The sequence below is a fragment of the Vibrio cyclitrophicus genome, assembly GCA_023206055.1.
Classification (GTDB): domain Bacteria; phylum Pseudomonadota; class Gammaproteobacteria; order Enterobacterales; family Vibrionaceae; genus Vibrio; species Vibrio cyclitrophicus_A.
Map to the genome: position 1 here is coordinate 156,449 of CP065367.1, position 24,183 is coordinate 180,631.

Genomic DNA, 24,183 nt, shown 5'->3' on the forward strand with positions numbered 1-24,183 from the left:
TAAAGTAGAAGGAATCCGCTATGGAACATGGCTCTATTAACTATATTGAGTTTGCTGCGAAAGACATCGCCGCAACCAAGGCGTTTTTCAGCCAAGTGTTTGCTTGGAAATTTGAAGATTACGGGCCTGAGTATTCTGCTTTTGAAGGTAAAGGCTTAATGGGCGGGTTCTACCTGGCGGATCTGGCCTCCAATGCGGACAAGGGTGCAGCACTGATGGTTTTCTATAGCCAAGATCTTGAGCAAACAGAGCGCGATGTGATTGAAGCTGGTGGACAGGTAAATCGTAAGATCTTTAGCTTTCCCGGCGGTCGACGTTTCCATTTTAGAGAGCCAAGTGGCAACGAAATGGCGGTGTGGAGTGACAAGTAGAGAGACTCGCTGCTCTGTTTTATGATTGAACTGTTTAATGTCTGAAAACGAGATATGAAAAAGCCTGCGATAAAATGCAGGCTTTTTAGTCTGTTCAGTAGATAGCACATTTAATGTGCGATTACGTGCGCTCAGCTAGGTACGCTTCGTAGTCAGGGATCTCGATGATCACTTCTTCTTCAAGCAGTGAAGAGTTAAACAGGAAATTCGCGGTAGCGCGGTTAGTTGCTACAGGAATGTTCCATACACTTGCGATACGAAGCAGTGCTTTTACATCTGGATCATGCGGTACGGCATTAAGTGGGTCCCAGAAGAAAATTAGCATATCGATTTTGCCTTCAGATATAAGCGCGCCAAGTTGTTGGTCACCGCCCATAGGGCCACTGATCATGCTTTTGATTGCTAAGCCTGTCTCTTTACTCAGTAGAGAACCTGTTGTGCCCGTTGCGTAAAGGAAGTGCTTTTGTAGTTTTTCTTTGTTCTCTTTGACCCATCTTAGTAGCTCAGGTTTGAAGTGGTCATGAGCGACCAAAGCGATATGCTTGTGTGTTGGCATAGTGCGCGTCGTTTTTTGCATGAATGTTCCCTAAATTGTTGTTTCGTTTTTATTGTTTTGAGTTCTTCAGCCAATATAGCACTAAGGATTCACACTGAATACCGGACGAAACTCAGAAGGTGACAATGAGTCGGCGATAATTTGATCTTTGAGAGTTGCTGGTGTCAGCGCTTCGATAATTGGTGCGCTGTGTTGCTCGTAAGGTTGACCGCGTAAGTAACTCGTGGCTTGTTTTACCGACAAACGACCTTGCTCAACCATTTTATCTGTTGGTGCAAAAAGCACCTTATTACGAAGCAAGCCGCGGTAGGTCCCGTGACTTAGGTAACTTGAAATTAATCCTATTTCTTTGGTTTTACCGGCCGCTCGTAGCTCACTGATCGCTGCTTCAATCGCGACGGCACTTCCGACTATATATTGGATATCAGGTTCTTCTATCACCTGTTGTACTAGATTTCTTTGCAGTTCTTTATCGTTATCTGCCCAATAGCTGATCGCAATTTTGATATCACTCGACTTGATCGCATCATAAAACCCAAGTGCTACAGGCTTAGTGCCACCACTCGCTTGTGGGCCAAGTAACAAGGCGATAGGTGTTTCGCCTGATCCTTTCGGGTGTCGTTTCGACAAAAACTCTCCGACTTGGTACCCCATTTGATACCAGTCGACACCGACTGTGCCTTTCAATACCTTCTGTTGTTCTTCATTGACGGTTAACTCATTCACCGTAGCAAATACAGGGGTAGAACCAACCCAGTCACTGAGATTTTCATGGTACGCATCGGGTGAAACGGTGCCTAAAATAATGGCATCGGCTCCCCATTGTGTGCAAAGCACCAGCTGTGAGGCTTGTTTGCCAACGTTGGGGTAACCGCCAGCTTCCAATACTCTTAGTTCAACTTGCTGCTTTTCTGCTTCTGAGACCATTCCGTAGTTCACAGACAACCAGTATGAGTCTTTTAGGTGCGGATAAATGGCACAGATTTTCTCTTTTTGCGATGTGGCAGCTGCTGGTTTTATTGGGCTCAAAGGCTCGCTAGCACTTGCGACAGAGGTCACTGAGGCCAGTAGTGAGAGAAGAGTTATTGAAGCGAAAGGTCTAGATAGCATGAATTGCCGTTTTATTGGTTTTAGATAAGAAACACTGCAAAATATAGCGTATTCTGCATGGGTAAAGAAGAACGTTTTAAGGTTTAGAGTTTATGTTGTTAGCTTCAGCGAGTATTGGACGCAAGCTGCTGGCCTCATTCTTAGTGATGGCACTGTTGGTTCTATTGTCTGCATTGATTGGTGTTTCTGGTTTTAGCTTTGTCGCAAAAACGGAAAGAAACGTCGTTGATTCGGCGCTTCCTGCCATGATCGAAGCTCGTCAGGTTTCTGAGTTGAGTAACCGTATTATTTCGTCAGTACAAACGCTTTCCAATGCGAGAAACGAGGCCGAACGAAAAGAGGCTGGCACTGTACTGTTTGACCAACTTGAGTCGCTTCTTCAGCATATCAAAGATCTTGGTGTCGACAGTTTCGATTCCCAGCTCCTCGATAAACTCGAAAACAATGTTCAAAGCGTTATTAACACACTGGCTGAGCTTGGTGTGTCGGTTGAGCGTAAGCTTTGGTTAAACAAAGAGTTGTCGTCTCGTGTCGAAGAGATGCGCCTATTGGCTGAAGAGCTAGAACAGTTGACGCGAACCCAAGTTTTGAACACGGCTACTATTGCGGTTGCTAACGTCACGCATATCTACGACCTGCTAGAAACCAAAGAAACGGATAAAGTCTACCAAGCCCTAGATGCGCTTGTTGAGGTTGACCTTGATTTGTCTGAGCGCCTACACGAATTGCATTTGCTGGCGTTCAAGATGCTTAACCAAATTGAAGAAACGCAAACCGTTACCAACGTAGAGCGTATTCATCAAATCCAATCTGAATTTGAATCCAACCTAAGAATCATGGCACGCCGCGTTAAAGCGGTCGAAGATCCTACTCGTTCTGCGCAGATGTCTCAGCTTCTTGAAGAGCTAAGAAAACGACAAGTTGTGTTCGATATTTCATTAGAACAATATGAGAACACCAAAAAGTCAGAGTTTCTGATGCAAAATACGTTGGAGCTGTTCTCTCAATTGAATACAACAGTTAACCAACTGGTTGATGATTCAAACCGAAGCACCAAAAAAGCGGTTGATGAGCTGACCAGCACGTTGAATTTGGCGCAATGGTCGTTGTCTGTGATTTCGGTTATTGGTTTGGTTATCGTCGCATTTATCGTGTGGCGAGTGGTGTATATCTCGGTTGTTAAACGTCTTACTGAATACTCATCGGCCTTGATGTCTATCGCACAAGGTCGCCTGAATATTGATATCTCAGTTAAGGGTAATGACGAGTTGGCTCATATGGGCGAGGCGATCATTACCGCCAGAAATACCGCACAGGCATTGCAAGTGGTCGCGGTGGGTGAAGCAAAGGCGAAACGTGAACTTGAAGAGCACAAAGAGCACTTAGAAGAGTTGGTCACAGACCGAACCTATCAACTGCAAAAGACCAATGAAAAGCTGAATATCGAGGTGGGGAACCACGCTCAAGCTCGCAACGCCGCAGAACAAGCAAGCCGTGCCAAATCCGCTTTTCTTGCGACGATGAGTCATGAAATACGAACGCCGATGAACGGTGTATTAGGTACAGCAAGATTGCTCAAAGATACCGGATTGGACCCGTTGCAATCAGGCTATGCAGACATCATTAACCGCAGCGGTAAGAATCTACTTGCGATTTTGAATGACGTGTTGGATTACTCAAAGATTGAAGCGGGGCATTTGGAAATCCGCATTGCTTCGTTTGATCTCCATCAGATGGTTCAAGATACCTATCAGTTAATGGAAGGGCGCGCCGCTGAGAAGAAGCTTAATTTTGATTTTCACATTGAAAGTGATGTGCAACGCTATTGGCGTGGTGACGTAACTCGAATCAGTCAAATATTGAATAACTTGGTCGGTAACGCGATTAAGTTTACGGAAAGTGGATCGGTCGATATCTTTATCAGCTTAGATATCGAAGATGAGAATCGCGTCATGTTTGAGGTGTCAGATACCGGCGTTGGTATCCATGAAGCTGAACAGAAGTGTCTGTTCGATGCGTTTAGCCAAACCGATAGCGGTCGTAATAAAACCGGTGGCACAGGGCTTGGATTAGCGATCAGTAAAAGCATCATGTTGGCAATGAATGGGGATATTGGCGTTCATTCTGAAGAAGGCGAGGGTAGCCAGTTCTGGTTCTCATTGCCACTTGAAGCCGGTGAGAAGATAGAAACGAAAGTACCAGTCATTGAAGCGTGTATTCGAGCTAAGGTACTTTTGATAGAAGACAACCCCGTAAACTGCATTGTTGCTGAAGGCTTTTTACATAACCTAGGCCACGAGGTCGTGATTGCGACAACCGGAAAAGAAGCGAGAGCTATATTCAGTGAGCAAGAGTTCGATATTGCGCTGGTGGACATTAACTTACCGGACTGCGATGGCGTAGAGTTAATTCAACAACTCAAAGACGATACTCTCCAGCATGAAAATGATGAAGACGTAATTCGAAAAGTACCCCCAATGATCGCAGTATCGGCTCATGTGTTTAACGAAGAAGTTGAAAGTTACTTGTCGTCTGGCTTCGATGGTTTCTTACCTAAGCCGTTAGAGAAGGAAGCCTTGTCGGAATTGATTGTTGAACAGTTGGACGGTCACACGCTGTTATTGCCTCAGCCGGATCCGTCAGATGTTGTTTGTTGTGAGCTAAACTCTAAACCTCAGGAGACCGAGCTAGAATTATCAGCATTGGCATTTGCAAGCTCGGTACAACGAGCAAACCAAGGCGCGGAACATAATCAAGGAGAACCGATGGTGCAGATGATTAACCCTAAGATTATAAAAGACGACTTGGCCATTCTCGGTCGAGAAAAAATAGTGCAGATTGTCGGGTTGTTTGACCAAAGCAGCCAAGTCACTCTCGATGAGTTGGTTGTGGCAAGTGCCGCTGACAACGCTCGTGAAATTAAGTCTTTAGCTCATAAACTGAAAGGGTCTGCCGGCAGCCTAGGATTATCTGCACTGTTTGCTTTATGCCAGAGCATTGAAGCTAGCGAGGATCCATTGCTTCAATATCGCGACAATGCTGACTCACTACCTAAACTGGTGAAAGACTCGCTAGCGGCGCTACGAGAACAATTATAAAGTGGCTATTGGACTGAAAGCCCCAAAATAAAAACAAAAAGCTAAAATGCAAAAAAGCAGGCTATTTCTCCGTTTTAATATGAAGAAGTAGCCTGCTTTTTTTATTCTCGAATAAGACGCTAACTAAGGCGTTCTAGGAACGGCTCTAAGCCATCTTGATATGCCCAGCTGCTTTGATCTTAACGTGAACCATATTGCCTTGTAGGTAGCTTAATGGAATCTCGCTGCGTTCAATGATCGCGACATTATCGCTACATGCGCCGGCTTCAATCGCCAGTTGCTTTGATTGTTCTTCCAAGCCTTTTAAGGTTTCCTCTCGAGAAGCGGGATCAATCGGAACGATCTTATCGAACTGACCAGATATTTCACCCAGCGCAACACCAATGGCATTCGCTACTTCAAAGTGCTCTGGGCGAACCACTTGGCTTACACCTTCAAAATGATCTGGGAATAGGGCACTGCCACCGCCAACCATGATCACGGGTACGCTCGCAGCTGACGTCTTCATTTTATCGATGCCTTCTTCAACATCCGTGACCATTTGTTGATATGCCTGACTGGCTTGTTCGTTCGATATACCAATCTCATCACTCAATTGATGCTCTGCCTGCCACTGCATTTGACCTGTTTTGAGTGCAATATCGGTTAGCGTAAGTTCATCACCGCCAAAGCTACGAGCGGCCTGCGTTAAGGTATGGCCAACACTTTCTGGGCCAAGCTCTATACGCTGTTGTTCAAAGCGAACCTTGGTACCACCACCAATCGCTAATGCCAAAATATCAGGCATACGGAAGTTGGTTCTGACTTCACCAATTTCTACCGCGAGGCTCGACTCTCTCGGGTAGCCGTGAGTAAGCACGCCAATATCAGATGTAGTGCCTCCCACATCGACCACAATCGCATCTTTAAGCTTGGTTAGATGGCTTGCTCCGCGAATCGAGTTTGTTGGGCCACAAGCCACGGTGAGAATCGGGTACATCAACGCGAACTGTTGCGACATTAATGTTCCATCGTTCTGACCGAAATAAGGCGTGGTGTGGATTTCATGATTGATGAGTGCACTGCAAAAACCGTCAACGAATCGTTTTGCTGTACCTTGCAGAGCCGCGTTGAGGATAGTCGCGTTCTCACGTTCTAGAAGCCCTAAGCTGCCTACTTTATGGGAAAGCGATAGGTTCACGCCCGGAAGTTCTTGCTGAATCCACTCTGCTGCTCGAAGCTCTTGGTCGCCGTTGACGGGAGAGAACACACCGCAGATAGCAATGGAATCCACATGGCCTTTCATTTTCTGACAAAGCTCGCGGATCTCAGACTCTTGAATGTCGGCGATCAACTGGCCGTCGTATTCATAGCCGCCGTGCGCTTGGTAGAAGTGTTCACCAAGCAAGTTTTGCCACGCTTTACTCCAACCACAAAGTGGCGGGACGCTATCACCACTTGGAAGCGCTAAGCGAATCATGCCGACTCTGTCTAAACCTTTTCGTTCAACAATTGCGTTGGTGCATTGAGTGGTGCCAAGCATCGCGTGTTTCACTTGCTGACCATCAATGTTTGCTTGGTTTAATAGCGCAGAAATCGCGTTGTCGATCCCTGTTGAAATATCATGTGTGGTTGCGGTTTTTACTTTGGCAATCACATTTAAGTCTGCGTCGAGCAGCACACCGTCGGTATTGGTACCACCTACGTCAATGCCAAGGCGGCAGTAATCAAGCGTAATGTTTGTCATGCTACTACCTCTTCAATGCAGACTTTAGTTGTTCAATGGTTTGATACTCGACGGTGTAGCCAAAGTAACCCGGGCCGGCGACTTCGATGCCTTTGTCAGTGCGCCATTTTGGGTCGCAAGGGTAGGCGATAAGGTCAATGCGCTGCCCGTAACGAAGTTGTTCTGTTGTGATTGGTTTACCGGTTTCATGATCCAAGATCGAAATAAGATCCGGTGTCGAAGCCAAAAGATTATCTTGATTCATGTCTGCGCGGCTTGTGCCTTTGTGCGCGAGAAGCAATTCGTTTTGGAACTGCACAAACACGTTATCGACGCCGGTATCTTCAAACTGAGCCAGCTTTTCAATCACGACACCGCCTGTTGCAAAGCCACCATCGGTTTCACGCTGTATATCAACAATTTTGCCACTGATGATGGTATGGCCGCCAACAATGTCTAATACGGCCTGTGTGCCACTTTGATTGTTGTCGTTCGCCAGTCTAATCGCTTCACCAATCTTCATTGCTTGGGTCAGTGTCGCAGGCAGTGCGCTGCGTTTTAGGTTCTTACCGTTCATTGGGTAATCGCACATTGCTGCAGAGCCGCCCATCTGCTCGGTAATTGGTCGCGCAAACTTTTCAGACCAAATACCGTCAATTGGATAAAGTGTGACGACATTACCACGCTCATCAGCCAATGTGTTCGGAGCCGAAGGGAGGCCATCAAGAAAGAAAGTCACCATCTGAGCTTCTGGGAACGCACGGCCCATTGCATCACAGTCAATTACAGGGATGTTCTTTTGTGCTGCAACAAGGATTGGAATCAGCGAATTAAAACCGCCCACTTCGATAGGAAACGTTGCCGCTACTTCTGTGCCAAGCGCTTTTTCCATCGCTTCGAAAGCAATCAACATTTGATCTTTCGAATTGAGTTTCTCTACTGCGACGGTTGGTGCGCCAATCATTGAAGAGGGCACTGTCATCCAATCGTCTTGTACGTCTTGTAGAGGAATCATGCGTACAGGGTGCTTTGCCGTTGCAATGGCTACTTTCGCCATCAATGCACCGCTGTATGGGTCACCGCCGCCGCCAGTACCTAATACCGTCGCACCAAGCGCGATATCATCAATCATTTGTTCAGTAATAATCACAACTACTATTCCTTATCACTTGAAGGAGAAAGCTTCATTAGGGCGAGGTAAATCACACCAGCGGCAAGAATGCCGTCTAACGCTGAGATGCTGGTTAACGAAAACAGGTTGAAAAACTCTGGCGCGGTACAAGCGCTGAATGCAGTACCAAATGCCCAAGAAGCCAAGCCTTTAAACATCCAAGCTGGAACTTGTTGGATGTTCTCAAAGCTCATTTTTGTCGAATCTAAAACATAATATTGAACGATGTAGACACCTGCCGCAGGCGCAATGGTTACGCTGAGGAGCATTAAGAAGTCAGTAAACTTGTTCACCATGCCGAGTTGAGCAATGCCAATACCGACGATGGTCATGATCACAACCAAAACAGGGCGCGGAATCTTCGGTAGAACCATCGACATGCATAAGCCGCCAGAGGTCAGATTGCTACTGTTGGTGGTCCATTGTGCGAACACCAGTACGATAATAGCCGCCATACCTAAACCAAGTGTGAAGAAGACTTCTACTAGGTCGTCGGTGCCTGTCATTTTGGTCAGGATCAACGCGATAAGAATAATGGCACTGTTGCCGACGAGGAAACCGATACCCGCTCCTAGAATCGCATCACGACGTGTTTTGGCGTAGCGAGCAATATCAGGTGCAGCAACCGCAGCTAGAATCCAGATAGACATAACAAAGGAGATAGCTTGGCCAAGCGTCAAAGGATCTTCAATAGATGGCGCTGCGCCACCTTGATAATCAGCGGCCATAAACAAACCGATGGTAATCAGCGTCACCATTAAAGGTACTGAATAGGTGCTGAGTTTACCTAGGGCACGAACACCGTAGATGGCCGTCATCATCATTAATACACTGCCACCAATAAGAGCGGTGAGGTGTGAAATTATGATGTCGTATTTCGCCAGTGCATCGACCATGATGAAAGCGAAGAAATCAGCCTGGAATGCGAACCAGCCGACTAATGAGATGCCGTTGATGAAGCCAAGAATTTTACCGCCGTTACGACCAAACACCGCGCTGCTCACCAGCGGGGTAGACACGCCAGCTTGAAAGCCAATGTTGGCACACAGCATCGCGATGATCGCCAATAAGCCTGAACCAATAAACGTGGCAAGTAGTGCGTCTTCAAAACCAATCCCGCTGCTTAGAATCGAGCCGAGAAACAATCCCGAAATATCGATGCCGATAGCCAACCAAATAAGGCTGATAACCCACCAAGATCGTTTGGCTTTCTCGGGAACGGGTTCCAATTCGAAGTCGTCTATCTTTTTGTGGCTGTGTGTTGCTTCGGGTTTATTCACGTAAGCTTCTGCCGCCATAGTGCCATCCATGCATTGTTATTCCATAAGTGTGAATAAAGCATACTGATGTATTTATTGTTAATAAATGAATATAATCAGATGTAAACATAACAAAAAACAAATGTGAGTGGCAAAGTGAATTCAAACAATAAGTTAGATAAAAGAGACCTGCGAAGATTAGAGCTTTTTTGTGAAATTGTTGAGCAAGGAGGCATCAATCAGGCGGTCGCAAGCACCGGGATTAGCCAGCCTGTGCTGAGTAATCAGCTTATTGCTTTGGAAAAAAGCTTAGAATTAACATTATGCCAACGTGGTCGACGTGGTTTTAAGCTGACTTATGAAGGTGAGCAAGTGTATAAATATGCGAACCAATTGAAATCGACCTTAACCGACTTCGCTTATAAGTTACGAGGTGTACAGACAGAACTCTCTGGGCATGTGCGAATTGGATGCTTGGATAACACCGTCACTTTGCCCTATAACCCACTTCCTAAAGCGATCGAGACGTTTTACCAACGCAGTAACAGCGTTGAGGTGAGTGTTGATGTTGGCGATTTCACCCAGTTGAATGAGAAGTTAGCAAAGAACCAGATTGATATGATGATAGTGGTTCTAGGGTCACATCAAAAATCAGCGTTTCAACATAAATACCCACTGTTTGAAGAGCACAGTTATCTGTATGCGCGTAAAGATCTGGCTGAGAAGATCATGGACAAGAATTTCTCATTGGATGGTTGTCGTATCAATATGGGCGGCTATGCCAAAGATGAGATGTTCCGATTACTGAATATTGAGCAGTACGATTCCGTAAAGCCTTTTGATGGCTGGCATGTCGAGTCGGGTGTAATTTTAACCTTGGCAGGCACACACTTGAGTTTTTTACCGTCTCATTTAATCGACCGTGGCCATTATGACCAAGCTTTGATTCCACTTCAGCCTGAGAAATGGAGCCTCAAGAGCCAGTTTTACGTGGTGCTAAAGCAGCCTGTGGATTCTCTTTCTCCCGCCGCGCGTGCGTTTTTTGATGAGCTACACCAACCGGAAACATCGGGTTCAATTTAGAGGACTCCTCGTTTTCCAATGGTACTTAAGACACTTTCCCCATAGACAAAAAATCCTCTGCCAACACAGAGGATTTTTTGTTGTTATGCGCTATGAATGAGAACTAACGGTTCTCAAAGCGGTTGTAGTCCAAAAGGCCAAACTCGATCGGTTGGTCTTGTTGATACCAACGATGAACGCGATCACTGAATGGCCAGAACTCGCTAGAACTGCGTCGTACCGCAAACTTGTCTAGCAGCGCCACGTAGTCTTCTTCCGTGTTTAAGTTTTGCAGCATTTTCAACAGAGCGGGAATTTCGCTCTCGGTTAATGACAGGTAAGCCGCAGGGTAGCTTCCCACAACGCCTCGTACGAGGGTTAGATCATCTTTGGCGTAATTGCGGTTACCTTCTTCATTAAACAAGCTAGAAATGTTGCTATGCGCATTGTTGTGAATCATGGTGAACAGTTGTTCTTCGCCGTTTTCGCCTTCAATCATGATCATTATTAATTGAGGCACATGACGCAGGCCTTCTCCCTTTATCAAATTCACTTGGTTAAGCAGTGCTTCATTCTTTCTACCAAAACCTGTTTCAACAATCTCAAAGCGATTATCGAGAACAGGTGCGAGCTTATCTTTGATCATATTCAGCAGTTCACGTTTCGGATCAGCCGTTTTGTAAACGACGCTGGTCGGCTGATCAAAAGGTGCAATGTTTCGCTGCAAGTAGTCACTCAGTTGTGCGCTTTGGTTCTGGTACCAGCTAGAGTGCTCAATGTGGCGAACGTCTTTAGGAAGAAGGGTTAAGAAGTTACTTTCACCTTCAAGACGCAAGAAGTCCATGAACATGCGTGTAATCAGCTGGTGGCCAAAGTTACCGTAAACATCGAAGCCTGCAACGAGTAAATAATGAATACGCTCTAGAAGAGCATAATCAAGAATCCATGCAGTCTTAGGTTGCGTGCCCACTAAACCTTGTACAACAGAGGCGCTATCGAAGTGCCTAAAGACGGTGAGAGCAGCATTCGGGTTGATGCCGTCACCATCCCAAATGATGCCAATGTCTAGGTGTACGCCACTCTCGAACCATTGATTAGTGAAGTCTGATTTCGCGTTTAGGTATCGCGCTTGTTGCTTCGCGTATCTTACCCAGTTGGTTACAGGTACGGTGTTACTTTTTAGTTCGCTAGGAAGCTTTAAGTTTTTCTGTTGGCTTGCATAGAAGGCGTTAATTTCCGGAACATCAGCTTTCTCTGGGTCGATGAAGAAAACCCAAAAACGGTCGTTAATTACGTTCAAGGCAAGTTGACCACGACACACCGGTCCTTTGATATAGGCCATGATGGTGTTTTGCGCGTTATCCAACATGAAGTTGAAGCGCGAGTTCACTGGCAGCGCTTCAAATGATGTCATTGGATTGGCAGAAACATCGATGTCGTAACTAGGAAGTTGTTTTACTGCGTAGTTCGCATCGACAAACCAGGTATTCCACTTTTGTAGACGCTCTTTATTAAGTGCGAAAGGCATGTGCGTTTTGTCGACGATGGTGCCTTGCTCTGGAATCAGACGGTAGTAAACACGGTCTACTTTTGGGTCGTCATAAGGGCGACGAGTCGTGATGCGCTGTACCGCTTCACCCGGAGGTGTTGCAGAACGAACAATAGTGAAGAAACGCGTTGGTTGAGCTAAATCAGAAAAGTAGACGTGAGATAAAAACAGGTGCTCGTAGATGTAACGTGCTGAAAGTTGGCTCTTATTGTCATTCTTATTTAAAAAGCTTTCGTAGACATTAACGAGCTCTTGTTCTGCATCATCCAGCGGAATGTGGTCGTTCATCAACGCGCCATTTTCCAACCAACTCATTAACGTCGCGTATTCTGTTTTGTCTAAATTCGGCATCCCATAAGGCATCCCCCAAGTTGGGTAATCTCTCTCGTATTGGGCGTACTCTTCAATGGTTGGGCACTGTTGGTCGCGATCGATTGAAAAGTCGAAACCCTCAAGCTGGGTTTGATCGGGCAGAGGATGATTCTCTTTCTGGATCAACATACGTGAAACAAGGCCAGCATCGAGGTTAGCCGTTGAGTTTTGCATGCGCTCATTGAGGACCGGATGAAAACCCGCATCGCGCCACTCTTGTGTGTTTAGAGCATCTTCAAACAAACGAGTAGGGGCTGATGCCGTTAAGCGGGTACCTTGATAAACGAGTGCCTTGCTCGCCCCTCGGTCTATGCCTTCCACCGAAGACATTTTGAGTTGGCAAGGGGCGTCATAACAAGCGTGACAAACCACGCATCGGTTATCAATGATGGGTTTTACTTCATCAATGAAGTGCTGCGCTTGAGCCGAAAGAATAGGCGCTTGGCGATCGCGTACTTGTTGTTCACCAAACAACTCGTCGAAGTTTAAACCCGCGTAGACGGCACAACCCGAGAAGACGCTAACAAAAGCTAAAATGAAGAGTTTTTTCAAATTCATACGTATTTAAATATAAGGCATTTTCTCTAATTATATCGAAAATGATTGAAAATGCTCATGTTCTAACAATTTTGTAGACAAGATCTTGATAGGACGAGTAACTTGTCGATGCGCGTCACTTGCTTGTGCTCAGAAATTGGATTTTAGACCTAGCTAGATTTAAGCACCAAGAGCTAAAAGCTAGCAGTTAAGATGCTAAGAACTAAGACTCACTGATTAACGTAACAAACAGAGAAGGGGACAGACAATCGCTCAAACTCTTTGATCCAGCGCCACTGGTTGTCTTGCAGTTTATCGCCAGGGCCTTTGACTTCAATCCAATGAAACTCACCGCCCTTGAATGCAATCAAATCCGGCATCCCAGTTCTAAATAGCTTTAAATCACTCAATATCACTTTGAAGAGATCGACAACTAAGGCGTTGGGAATAGCTTTTATACTTTGCCCGATAAGTGCCTTAGGGAAATGATTCCAATGAACAAAGGGGTTCGCTATACCTTGCTTTTCATCGTAAGTATCGAGCAAATGGTTCAGCCCATGTTTGGATATCGTCTGAAACGCGGCTTCAATCTGTTGGGTTCGCTTGTCTACGAAATCTGAATGGTACAGATCCAATGGTCGATGTTGGTACCGGTTGATAAAGGCGCCTTCAACGTCTGCGAAAATGACATCCCAGAAAGCCAAACCAAACAAGCCACATAAAAAGCTGTTCTCAGAAAAATAGACATCCCAACCTTGGTTCTCAAAATGCTGTTTTACCGCAAGCTCGACTCGCGTTTTGTTAAGGTCTAATTCCAGTTTTATCTCTTTGCAGCTCGGTTTTATGGTTCGTAAAACTTTGTGCCCCTGTTTGCGTAGTAGCCTGTCTTCGAGCTTAATAGCGACTTCCAACTCTGACACATCCGATGGAGTAGTTTTCATTTGCGTGACAATGTCACACATTAAGTCTAGCTCACCTTGTTTGTCGTAGATGCGTGCAAGTCGTTCTCTGCTCGGAGGAAGTGTAGATTGCCTGAACCAAAAGATAGCTTGGTCGTTTAGGTTAAGTCTTTCAAGATCGCGAGCAATATCATTGATCAAACGCGATCGTTTTCTGGCAATGCTTCTGTGTTCTGATTCTTCAGGAATCACGTTTAAAAGCAGTTCCAAAAATTCTCCATCTTTGCGGTCACCTTCTGAATACAAGCGTTGAATATCCCGCATCTGGATCAATTGATTGAGTTGATCTCTGGAAGTGAAGAAGCGGCGCTGCTTGCTTAATGGGTAGTTCTCAAAGGTGTTGAGCCCAAGGTCACTTAAGACGAACTGACTTAAGTCTTGATAAGTGTTGGCAAAGAACAGCAACAGTAATACATCAATCACTTGAGATTCGATGACGTAAATACAGTCGAAGGTTAGGCTTTGAAATTGATCGAAAGGTTGTTGATCAAGCAGTAGCAATAGCTCATCTTTTTTGGCAGCTCTGTGGCTCTTAAGGACGGGGAATACATTCAACAGTTCTGGTTTGGTGAGCAAGTGCAACCCTAGCTCGACCTCATTAATGAGGAGGTGATGGGGTTCTGTTGGGTGACTCAACGCGATGAAGCCTGAGTAGCTTAGCTCTCGCAGTGCGGTCTTTAGCTCTGGGATCTCAACATAGTTGAGTTTATCGCTGCGAAACCACCGCCCCTTACGAGAAAGCAAACGAACCATTAAGCATTGGCTTGAAATAGTAAGACGTTTGTATGCGGACAACCAACGACATTCATCGTCACTCAGAAGATCGGGGTAGAGCGTTTGAGCGTGTTCAACCAGTCGATTGAAGTTGTCGAGATAATAAGTAGGGGAGAGCTGAAGAGTGGTTTCGGTCGTCAATGGAGAAGTCGCTTGATACAAAAAGAGCCTAACCCTAAGGTTAAGCTCTTCAGTAACAAATTCAATCTTTTCTGTTGATTAAGCTTGTGATGCTTTTAGTTCAGCAACTTTAGCTTCAGAGATTGGCTTAGTGATGATTGCTAGAACAATACACACTGCCATCATAACTGCAGAGATTGTGTAAGCTAGGCCGTAACCTTCGCCGTTTGACATTGAGAAGCCAACAACCGCTGCACCGATAGCGCCGCCGATACCCCATGCCGTGTAAAGCACGCCGTAGTTAGTACCGTAGTTTTTCAGGCCGTAGAACTCAGCAGTCAATGTTGGGAATACTGCTAGAAGCGTACCGTAACCAACAGCTGCGATAGCCGTACCAATGATTAGCGTGAATTCAGAGTTGAACGTAGCGAATAGAGCCATGTTCGCACCTTGAAGGATGAACGCTAGAAGCAGAGTACGTACACCACCGATTTTATCTGCAAGCATACCCGCAGCAACACGGCCGCCTGAGTTGAATACTGCAAGGATAGACGCTAGGTAAACTGCGTTTGGCAGGTTAGCTTGAACGCTAGCAATCGTAGTGATGTTACCGATGATCATTAGACCAACAGATGCAGCGAATGCGTACATGATCCATAGAGAGTAGAACTGAGGAGTCTTCAGCATTACTTTCCAAGTTAGGTCTTCAATCTTCTTAGCCGCTTTAGGAGCTTGGCCTGCTTTTACTTTAGGCTCAGCTGGCGTGTAATCCGCTGGTGGGTTGTTGATTGTTGCTGCTAGAGGTACTGCGATTGCAAGTACACCAACACCAAGAATCATAAAGCTAGTTTGGATACCCATGCTGTCGATTAGCGCAGAAGTGAGTGGTGCTAGGTAAATAGCTGCAAGACCGAAGCCTGCTGCGATAAGACCGTTAACCATACCTTTCTTAGAAGAGTGGAACCACTTCATTGCTGATGGAGAAAGACATGCGTAACCGAAGCCGATACCAGCACCTGTCATAACACCAAACGTGATGTTCAGCATCATAGGCGTTGTAGCGAAACCAGAAGCAATCATACCTAGGCCTGTAAGTGCTGTACCTAGGATAAGGATCTTACGTGGACCCATACGGTCTTGTAGGATGCCCGCAACAAGAAGACAAACAGAGAATGTGATAGTTGCAATAGCGTAAGGTGAAGATGCTTCAGCAGCACTCCAACCAGCTTCAGTCACTAGCGCTTTGTTAAATACACTCCAAGCATACAGGATGCCAAGACAAAGGTTGATACAGAAGCCTGCTAGCAGGATACGTGTTGCTTTATCAATCTTGCTCATTTTTATTCTCAGTTTTGTCATCGGTTAGTGGAGAGCCACATAACTAAAGACGGGTTATTGTGATTGTTTCTTCAAAATTAGTTTGCGTTTATCAACAGATAGCGCAAAAGAGCGCGGATTATAACCAATTAAAATGTGATTGGAATCTCTTTTTCCATTTTTGGTCAATTAAATTCAATTTGTTAATAAGTTGTTTTTCATTGGTTTTTGAAATGTTTTTAACACTTCTCTATTTTGTTCTATTTCTCTCTGTTTTCTTATTATTTCAGGGATTTTGAGGTGATGATTTTTGAATAGACACGTATTCCGTGCGGATATCACAGAGTTACTAATTATTTTAAATTTTTTCTAAGGTTAATTTTGTGTAACAAAATAAATCAAAATGGAGCTTTACCCATATGAGACAAGGAGTAACGGAGTTTTATTAAAAACAGAATGTTAAGTAATTGTTAAGGGTGCTTTTTGTTAGCACCTTTGCTTACATTTTGTTCGATTGGAGGGGTTGTGTTGTCCGTAAAAAGTGGGAAAATAGTACGCAAACTGAGATTCCAAATTTGAAAGGATGCGTTTCCAACTTATGGTGAGGCGAGTATTATGAAACTGTTTTTAATTTTATTGATGTCAATTTCTGGTGGTGTAGCGGCAGCTGACCATATTCACTCTTTCCTATTCGGCTTCTATGTTGCGGCACTAGCCGTTGGTAGTTGCTACTGGCTTGCATTCCGCAGTACGCGTTTCCCACAGTTGGCATTAGTGCTATTGATGTGTGGCTTCTTTGCGAAAATCGCAGTGACTGTTGTCGGTGTTTCTTGGGGTATCTCGAACGATATCATTCAATCGCCGTTCATTTTCTCATTATCATACTTGTTCTTCTTAGTGGTTGTGTCTTACGTTTGGTTTGCATACCGCGATAAATTGACGCTAAAACAGCGCGCTAAGCAGGTAGAAGAGTCTCGTAAACAAGCGGCAGCGTAATTCGATTTGATTCTTAAAAAGCCTTCTTCGGAAGGCTTTTTTGATCTTGCCCACCTGAACTCTATTATCTGGTTATGACGGCAGATAAAAGAAACCCCAGTATGGTGACATACTGGGGTTTCTTGTTATTTATCTATTATCAAGCAGTTACCATCTACCAAAGACAGTTCTGAAAGCGTGTTACTTCTTCATCATTTTAGCGAGATCGGCGAACGGGTTGTGTGTCGCTGACTGATGATCATCTAAGCTCGCTTTTGCATCCACACCATAACGCTCATGGTCAGTGTATTTAGAATGCTCATGATCGTGACAGTACAAGCACAATAGCTCCCAGTTGCTGCCATCTTCAGGGTTGTTTGTATGGTCGTGATCCACGTGGTGAACGGTAAGTTCTCGGAGGTTTGAGTAAACAAATTCTCGCGCACATTTACCACAAACCCAAGGGTACAGTTTTAGTGCTTTTTCGCGGTAGCCTTTCTCTTGGCGAGCATACGCTGCACTCGAACCTGTGAAATCAGAAGACATTGCCAAATCCTTATCAATTGTAATATCCCGATTTTATCACAGCTTTCTTGAACCTGTCGGTATGTCGTTCGTAAATCATTGCTAATTGCTAATTGCTAATTGCTAATTGCTAAATGATGCGGTGGGTTTATCGATATCAGATTGAGGTTTGAATACAGACTTATCTTTAAATACACACGCCAACGCTTAAACGGGTTATGTCTTTCTGGAATAAGCCATGCTTAACAGTTTGAAAATAAATCGTATTTAGGGGTTTTAACCACAGGTATGTGACCTAATATCAGTTTGTGAGACCCTATATTAATAAGGAAATATCATGTCAGAACAATACACTCCGCCAAAAGTTTGGGTTAACGATACTGCTGGTGGTAACAAGTGGGCAAACATCAATAGTCCTGAATCTGGAGCTCGCTTTGATAAAGAGCTTCCTGTTGGTGACCATGCTTTTCAATTGTATTCTCTTGGCACACCTAACGGTCAAAAAGTCACTATCTTGCTGGAAGAGTTGTTAGCGGCGGGTGTTAAAGAAGCTGAATATGATGCGTACTTGATCAACATCGGTGAGGCCGATCAATTCTCTTCTGGCTTTGTTGGAGTGAATCCAAATTCTAAAATACCAGCACTTGTCGACAAGTCTGGAGATGAAGACGTTAATGTTTTCGAATCGGCATCTATCTTGATGCACTTAGCTGAAAAATTTGGTCACTTCTTACCAAAAGAAGGGGCGGCAAGAACACAAACCATTAACTGGTTGTTCTGGGCACAAGGTTCTGCGCCATTCCTAGGCGGTGGTTTTGGTCACTTCTACGCTTACGCTGATGAAAAGCAAGAGTACCCAATTAACCGTTTTGCGATGGAAGCGAAGCGCCAGCTAGACGTGTTAGATAAACAACTGGCAAACAACACATTTGTGGCGGGTGAAGAGCTATGCATCGCTGATATCGCGATTTGGCCTTGGTATGGCAACCTTGTGCTAGGCAAAATCTACGATGCAGCCGAGTTCCTACAAGTGGAGTCTTACACCAACGTTGTACGCTGGGCGAAGCAACTAGAAGCGCGTGAAGGTTTCCAACGCGGCCGAGTGGTTAACCGTTCATTTGGCGAAGAGTGGGAGCAAGTACCCGAGCGCCATTCTGCAGAAGACATTGATGCGGTGTTGAAGCTTAAACCTTAGCTTGTATTTGATAGCTACTCTTGGGTGATACCTTCTCACTAGCTTAATATTAGTGATCAATTGTAAACGCCATATTTCAATCGAGATATGGCGTTTTTCCGTTTTAAGGTAGGGAGAGGTTTTGCAATTGGAATGAGAGTCTCAATTACCACTTTGTTTATCTTATTCAATCGCTTATGAGTAATGGTCTTTGTGGTTAAGACAAAAAACAATAGTCATCGACATGGAGTAAATCTATAAGATAACGGTCCACTTAAAATTACGACTAACTTCGCTCAATGAAAAAAAACTTAATTGCGCTGGCTATCATATCCGCGGCTCTTTCCGGGTGTAATGACGATTCCCCTAATTACAATGAGACCCCTGATATTGTTCCACCAACGGATATCCTTCCGCCGACAGACATTATTCCACCAACGGATATCCTTCCGCCGACAGACATTATTCCACCAACAGATATTATCCCCCCGATAACTTACATCGGTTCACTGTTGTCGAGCGGGGCGTTTGTGTCTGGAGATGTGTACTGTGACGGCATTCATCTTGAAAACGGAACGTTCAATGTTAAACAAGGCGTAAGCTTTAGTTGTACATTGGGTCATCTTGTTCTGGGTGATTTCACTGCCCCTTTCCCTGAAGTTACAGAAAGCACGATTTCAAATGACGCACTTCATGCGGCATTTGAGTTGACAGAATTACATGGAGACAACGTTACTAAAGTACTCGAATCAATTGATATTTGCGAGACTGAAAGTGCTATCTGTTTAAAAGAACTGGATGCTTTTGATATTGAAGATGTGTTCTCGCAACTTGATGATCAAGATGCTATTGATGCGTACTTTTCATCGAAAGAAGAAGAGTCTACAGATGAAGTCGGTAAGGCTCCTAGTTCACACGTAGACACAACTGTTGTTCCTGCGGTTGATCCTAATGCGGACAATAACCTTAACGCTGGTTTTGTTTCTGCGGACGCAGAGTCTACCTATGCTTATAAGCCAACTGTAGAAGGTAAGGTGTTAACTCGCAGTAAGCTTACTGACGCTAATGGTACAGCGATTTCTGGGATCAGCTTCTTTTCGGCTAACGCGACGGGCGTGACGGATGAAGAGGGAATCTTTGAGTACCTGTGGGGCGACAGAATCGTTTTTGGTATTGATACGTTTGAGTTTGGCTCCATTACGGGTAATCAGATTGCTTATAAATTGTCTGACGTGACCAATAATGTAGTTGAGAAAGCGAATATCCAGTCATTACTAGAGCGCTACGCGGTTGATCATGTAAGTCATTATGAGATATCTGAAGAAGTTCAAGATACCTTTTCAAAGTACCCTAACGTTATAAATGAACTGATAAACCTAAACCTGCCAAATGGGGGACTGATAGAAGGTACAGACTTCGAACTTCCTAATGAGTTTGTTGGTCAGTTTAGCCAAGGGTTAACGGCAGTAATCGATGAGCAGCTGCGTCAAACACCTCTGTTTATGGATTATGTTCGTCAACCTGCCGTTTTATCTATGGATTCTGGTCAGTATGTTACGGAGTCTCTGCAGCAAATCTTCCACAACGTCACCACATTCCATGTTTTCAATGACAATGGTAGTTTTTACGGTGCGACGGGGTATACCCGTGGTATGCGAGCTCTGAACATATCGAACAGAGCATTCCCTGTGATGATGCCAAGAACTGATAAAAACCGTGAGCTTTATTTTGGCGAGCAACAGGCCTGGACTCGTGAAGGCAAGCCTTACATCGCGCAACACCCAAGTATCTCGATGCCTCAGGTTCCTTTAGTCTCTGGCGACAACGCAACTTATGGTTTTCCATTCGTTACTGCAGGCGAGATAGGCAAAGGTAAAGTCGTGTTCATGGGCAATGGCTTATATCCAAGTATTCTGTCATGCCCAGAGAATTATTGGGCCAATCGCACATTGCATATCGATACCAATAAACAACAATGCACTGTTTCGACTTTCGAAAACCTACAGCATGATGACCAAGGCAGCATGAGGTTGTTTTTCTCGAACTTGTTTGAGTGGTTCAATAATGGCTTGCCTATTGCTGGGATGAATGCAGTTACCAATATTGACCAAGCTTATTCGGCTTATCACCACTCCACAATGGGTAAGCAGTACACTTTTTTTGTGAGTCCGCAGTATGGTTTTGCATCAGTGGAAAAGCGTGGTTCAGGTGAGTTTGATGATTTGGATGCGCGCACTACGCCGATTTTGATCCTTCAAGCATATCCACCTAAGTTGGTTCAAGATGGCATGACTAACCAGTTTGTTGCTGACTTGGATAGCCCGAACTTAAACCAAGACGATATTACGGCTCTTATTAACTATGTTAATGAGGGTGGCAATATCTTATTTATGGATGCGATTCAAACGACTAACCCTGAACCTATTGGTCGCTTGGCGGATGCCGCAGGTGTCTCTCTTGGTGGTGAAAACGTTACGCCGACAAACCAAGCTTTCTGCGGTAGCTCTTATTACTGCCAAGCACCGTACCCTAATCTTCACGTGAAGAGTGAAAAGGATATGGTGGTGCTAGAGCGTTTTCAAGATAACCAAGGAGAGCCCCCATTCACGGTCAATCAAGATGGTACGGTTGAGTGGATCAAAGATGAGTCGAAGATTAAGTTTGAAATCCCGACTTATGAGGTTACTAAGTTAGACGCCGAAGGGAAACCAGTGCTTGATGCAGCTGGTGTTCCAGTAATGGAGACAAAATCCGCACGTATCTTTGTTGAATCGGCAGAAGAGCGTGAAGCGGCGATCAAAGAACTGCAATCTGCTTTTGCTGGAACTGCTCTTTGTACAAACGATTATGAATACGAATTTAACTGTATAGAGACTCGTTCTGGAGACGGTGTTACTGTTCGTGGTGCTTATCATCGCGCAGACTTTGATCGCTATGAAGTGAGTGAAGCTGTTGTTGGTAGCATGGTTAAAGCCGCGAAGTTGGGCACTAACTTCACGGCGCTTTATGAGCATGAAATCTACTATCGTACGAAAGGTACTCAAGGCAAGCGCCTGTCTAACAGCGAATTGAATCAAGCTTTCGATAATCTGTCAGTTTGGATGTGGAACGACAACGCTTATCGCTTTGAAAGTGAGATACAAGATGAACTAGGCTTTAAACAGGCTGTTCAATTCTTAAATTGTTATACCGATGGCCAACATCAAACAGATACAGTAGAAGCACAATGTCCTGTTGATCTTAAAGCTTCTTTGGTAGCCAATAACATGATCTATGGTGAAGGTGACTTAGTGGGGCAGTTAAACCCTAGTTACCCGTTGAACTATATGGAAAAGCCACTGACTCGTATCATGTTGGGGCGCTCATTCTGGGATCATGAAATCGTTGTCGATACCACAATGTATCCGGGTCGAACCTCGGGAGCACCTTCGTCGAGTTCGGTTCTTATCCAAACAGATGGCAAGGGCGTCACGTATTCGGCAGGTAACAACCAATCGACTGGTTTATGGGCGCCTCAATTGCAAGAAGTAACCATTCAAGATGGCGTGGCAGCTACGATTACCGTGATGATGGCGGATGACCTAACCGGTAAGCCGAATCACGAAACGAGTTTGAAACGCCCTCCACGTATGCAAACCAGCTATGACTACAATGGTTCTAGCTTAAATTTCAAAGCGCCTTATGGTGGCTTGATTTACATTCAACCGAAAGTAAAAGAGCTTGGTGAAGTCTCGTTTAGCATTGATGGCGCATTAAAAGCGGCTTGGTGGAAAGAGGGAGAGTGGATTAACTCTATTCAATCGGTAGACGCCCCTATTGCGGAAGTCGACACGGGCTCATTTATTTATACGACCCCAATCAGGAATCTAGAATCCGCTGATTTGAACCAATTCGCAACAGATATGAATCGATTCGCTGACGCTGCAAGTGACTTCTACGGACGTGATGGCAAACAAAGCGATGGTTTACACCGTAGGTTCACTTATCCAGAACTAAAGGCGTTCCGTCATCGTTTTGTGAATGACGTGCAAATATCGATAGGCTCTGCTCACTCTGGTTACCCAGTGATGAATTCGAGTTTTAATGCAAACCGCACCTACATTCCAACTAACCCTTTGAATGATTGGCTATTGTGGCATGAAGTTGGTCATAACTTAGCATCTGCGCCGTTCTCAGCAGCGGGCAGTACAGAAGTGACCAATAACCTTCTTGCGTTGTATATGCAGGAGTTAGATGGTCGCAATGCAAACCCTGAAATGGATCGCATAAAATCGGATATTAAGAAGGCACCAAAATGGCTAGAGCAAAACGATAGACACGCTTGGTCACATGGTGATGCTGGTTTGCGTCTAGTTATGTTCGGGCAACTGAAAATCTGGGCAAAATCGAACTTTGCTATTGATGATTGGTATGGTCGTGGGGCGAGCCAATCTTTGGTTTACGGTGATGATGAAGGTTGGAATATGTTCAAGCTTATGCATCGCAAAGCGCGAGGCGATAGCGAAGGTGACTCGAATACGAACTATTGTAGTGCTAGCGAAACTGGGCTTTCTGGTGGAGACCTAATGATGGTGTGTGCTTCTTATGTTTCGAACTATGACTTAAGTGACTTCTTTGTAGCTTGGAACGTGGGTGAAACCTCAATGACTAATGCTGATGATTCAAAGTCTTACAGTGGAGGCATCAGCGAGAAAGGTCGTAGTTTAGTAGAGCAATTAAACTTGCCGAAACCAAAGGATAGTCCTTTGAAGGTCGACTCTATCTAACAGGGACAACAATTGTTTAAACTGCTTATTACTTGAATCAAACGCCACACTTCACTTTAGTGTGGCGTTTTTACAGCCATAAAAGAGATCTATGCGAAAAAGCAGGTTAAACTGTTCGCATCATAATTCTAAAGGATGGTGCCATGTACCACGGTCATATCTATTTCCCTCTGCGCTTTGCAGAGCAGGCAGAAACACTGCGTCAGAAAATTCTATCGGAACGCAAAGATGTGTTAGAGACTTTCCCATTAATACAGCGTTTGGTTGGCCCACATAAGATGCCGATGTTTGAGATTCACTTTGCAAACAAAGAGTCGGGTATTGTCGAATGGCTTGAGCAAGAACGTGGCGATATGTCGGTGCTTATTCACCCGGTAACTGGCGGTGAAGAAACTTTGGATCACACAGTACGCGCGATTTGGCTTGGTCGTGAGTTAGGTGTGTTTGAAGAGACACTAAGTAGCTAATTTAATTCGCGCCCGACAGTTTTTAGCTAATCAACGTTCTTAATAAACATAGCTGCTGTCGGGTGTATCAAAGCTCACTAATTTTCGAACCATTTCCTTCTTAAATACCTAGCTTCTCCAGCTATTCCCTAGTAACAAAGATACCGCTACCGACACACCTAAAGCGATTAAGATATTGGGTAAGTAAAGCCCCCAAATTGCGACACAAACCGCCACGGTTACCACTGCCCACAATAGTGTTTCTAAAATCCAAGTGCCCATAACATAACTCCTAACTAGATTGTGCGACTAGCATAACCAAGCCAAGGTAAACTTT

Annotated in this window: 17 protein-coding genes; 7 read left to right on the forward strand and 10 right to left on the reverse strand. The window is 44.8% G+C overall.

Annotated elements, in window-relative coordinates; genetic code table 11:
• Positions 1-20: 20 nt before the first annotated feature.
• Complete coding sequence (locus ITG09_16610; GenBank protein ID UPR54577.1) at positions 21-371, forward strand: VOC family protein; 351 nt, start codon at positions 21-23, stop codon at positions 369-371.
• A 121-nt stretch (positions 372-492) separates the two neighbouring features.
• Here ITG09_16610 and ITG09_16615 read toward each other — a convergent pair whose 3' ends face one another.
• Positions 493-948, reverse strand: a complete 456-nt coding sequence (locus ITG09_16615; GenBank protein UPR54578.1) for a methylglyoxal synthase — start codon at positions 946-948, stop codon at positions 493-495.
• Positions 949-1,008: 60 nt separating this feature from the next.
• Entirely contained in the window at positions 1,009-2,037 is a 1,029-nt protein-coding gene (torT, locus tag ITG09_16620) for a TMAO reductase system periplasmic protein TorT (protein UPR54579.1), read from the reverse strand.
• Positions 2,038-2,129: 92 nt separating this feature from the next.
• On the opposite strand from torT, the gene torS reads away from it, so the two are divergent.
• On the forward strand, positions 2,130-5,135 hold the full coding sequence (torS, locus tag ITG09_16625; GenBank protein UPR54580.1) for a TMAO reductase system sensor histidine kinase/response regulator TorS: 3,006 nt from the start codon (positions 2,130-2,132) through the stop codon (positions 5,133-5,135).
• 145 nt (positions 5,136-5,280) lie between these two features.
• Here torS and ITG09_16630 read toward each other — a convergent pair whose 3' ends face one another.
• The 3 genes from ITG09_16630 to ITG09_16640 are packed head-to-tail and all read right to left on the reverse strand — an operon-like array spanning position 5,281 to position 9,321.
• The gene (locus ITG09_16630) at positions 5,281-6,861 is read right to left on the reverse strand and encodes a hydantoinase/oxoprolinase family protein (GenBank protein UPR54581.1); all 1,581 of its coding nucleotides are present in this window, start codon (positions 6,859-6,861) and stop codon (positions 5,281-5,283) included.
• Positions 6,862-6,865: 4 nt separating this feature from the next.
• A complete protein-coding gene (locus tag ITG09_16635; GenBank protein ID UPR54582.1) occupies positions 6,866-7,990 on the reverse strand; it encodes a DUF917 domain-containing protein in 1,125 nt (374 codons plus the stop codon).
• 5 nt (positions 7,991-7,995) lie between these two features.
• Entirely contained in the window at positions 7,996-9,321 is a 1,326-nt protein-coding gene (locus ITG09_16640; GenBank protein UPR54583.1) for a cytosine permease, read from the reverse strand.
• A gap of 93 nt (positions 9,322-9,414) precedes the next feature.
• Here ITG09_16640 and ITG09_16645 point away from each other — a divergent pair, with 93 nt between their 5' ends.
• Positions 9,415-10,353 (forward strand): LysR family transcriptional regulator, encoded by a 939-nt coding sequence (locus ITG09_16645; protein ID UPR54584.1) that lies wholly within the window; start codon positions 9,415-9,417, stop codon positions 10,351-10,353.
• Positions 10,354-10,456: 103 nt separating this feature from the next.
• Here the strand turns inward: ITG09_16645 and ITG09_16650 are convergent, their stop codons facing one another.
• From ITG09_16650 to ITG09_16660, 3 genes are all read right to left on the reverse strand, one after another.
• Entirely contained in the window at positions 10,457-12,811 is a 2,355-nt protein-coding gene (locus tag ITG09_16650) for a fatty acid cis/trans isomerase (GenBank protein UPR54585.1), read from the reverse strand.
• A 209-nt stretch (positions 12,812-13,020) separates the two neighbouring features.
• Positions 13,021-14,685 carry a VRR-NUC domain-containing protein gene (locus tag ITG09_16655; protein UPR54586.1) on the reverse strand — a complete coding sequence of 555 codons (1,665 nt, stop codon included), beginning with the start codon at positions 14,683-14,685 and terminating at the stop codon, positions 13,021-13,023.
• Positions 14,686-14,742: 57 nt separating this feature from the next.
• Positions 14,743-15,981 (reverse strand): OFA family MFS transporter, encoded by a 1,239-nt coding sequence (locus ITG09_16660; GenBank protein UPR54587.1) that lies wholly within the window; start codon positions 15,979-15,981, stop codon positions 14,743-14,745.
• Between the two features lie 594 nt (positions 15,982-16,575).
• Between ITG09_16660 and ITG09_16665 the strand changes: the two genes are divergently transcribed.
• Positions 16,576-16,956 (forward strand): NADH:ubiquinone oxidoreductase, encoded by a 381-nt coding sequence (locus ITG09_16665; protein ID UPR54588.1) that lies wholly within the window; start codon positions 16,576-16,578, stop codon positions 16,954-16,956.
• A gap of 180 nt (positions 16,957-17,136) precedes the next feature.
• On the opposite strand, the gene ITG09_16670 is transcribed toward ITG09_16665, so the two are convergent.
• Positions 17,137-17,481, reverse strand: coding sequence for an HNH nuclease family protein (locus ITG09_16670; GenBank protein ID UPR54589.1), 345 nt, complete (start codon positions 17,479-17,481; stop codon positions 17,137-17,139).
• A 316-nt stretch (positions 17,482-17,797) separates the two neighbouring features.
• Between ITG09_16670 and yghU the strand changes: the two genes are divergently transcribed.
• From yghU to ITG09_16685, 3 genes are all read left to right on the forward strand, one after another.
• Entirely contained in the window at positions 17,798-18,655 is an 858-nt protein-coding gene (yghU, locus tag ITG09_16675; protein ID UPR54590.1) for a glutathione-dependent disulfide-bond oxidoreductase, read from the forward strand.
• Positions 18,656-18,933: 278 nt separating this feature from the next.
• Positions 18,934-23,400, forward strand: a complete 4,467-nt coding sequence (locus ITG09_16680; GenBank protein ID UPR54591.1) for an SslE/AcfD family lipoprotein zinc metalloprotease — start codon at positions 18,934-18,936, stop codon at positions 23,398-23,400.
• Positions 23,401-23,543: 143 nt separating this feature from the next.
• Positions 23,544-23,867: a DOPA 4,5-dioxygenase family protein gene (locus tag ITG09_16685; protein ID UPR54592.1), complete on the forward strand. Its 324-nt coding sequence runs from the start codon at positions 23,544-23,546 to the stop codon at positions 23,865-23,867.
• Between the two features lie 108 nt (positions 23,868-23,975).
• Here ITG09_16685 and ITG09_16690 read toward each other — a convergent pair whose 3' ends face one another.
• Complete coding sequence (locus ITG09_16690; GenBank protein UPR54593.1) at positions 23,976-24,128, reverse strand: hypothetical protein; 153 nt, start codon at positions 24,126-24,128, stop codon at positions 23,976-23,978.
• Positions 24,129-24,183: the final 55 nt, after the last annotated feature.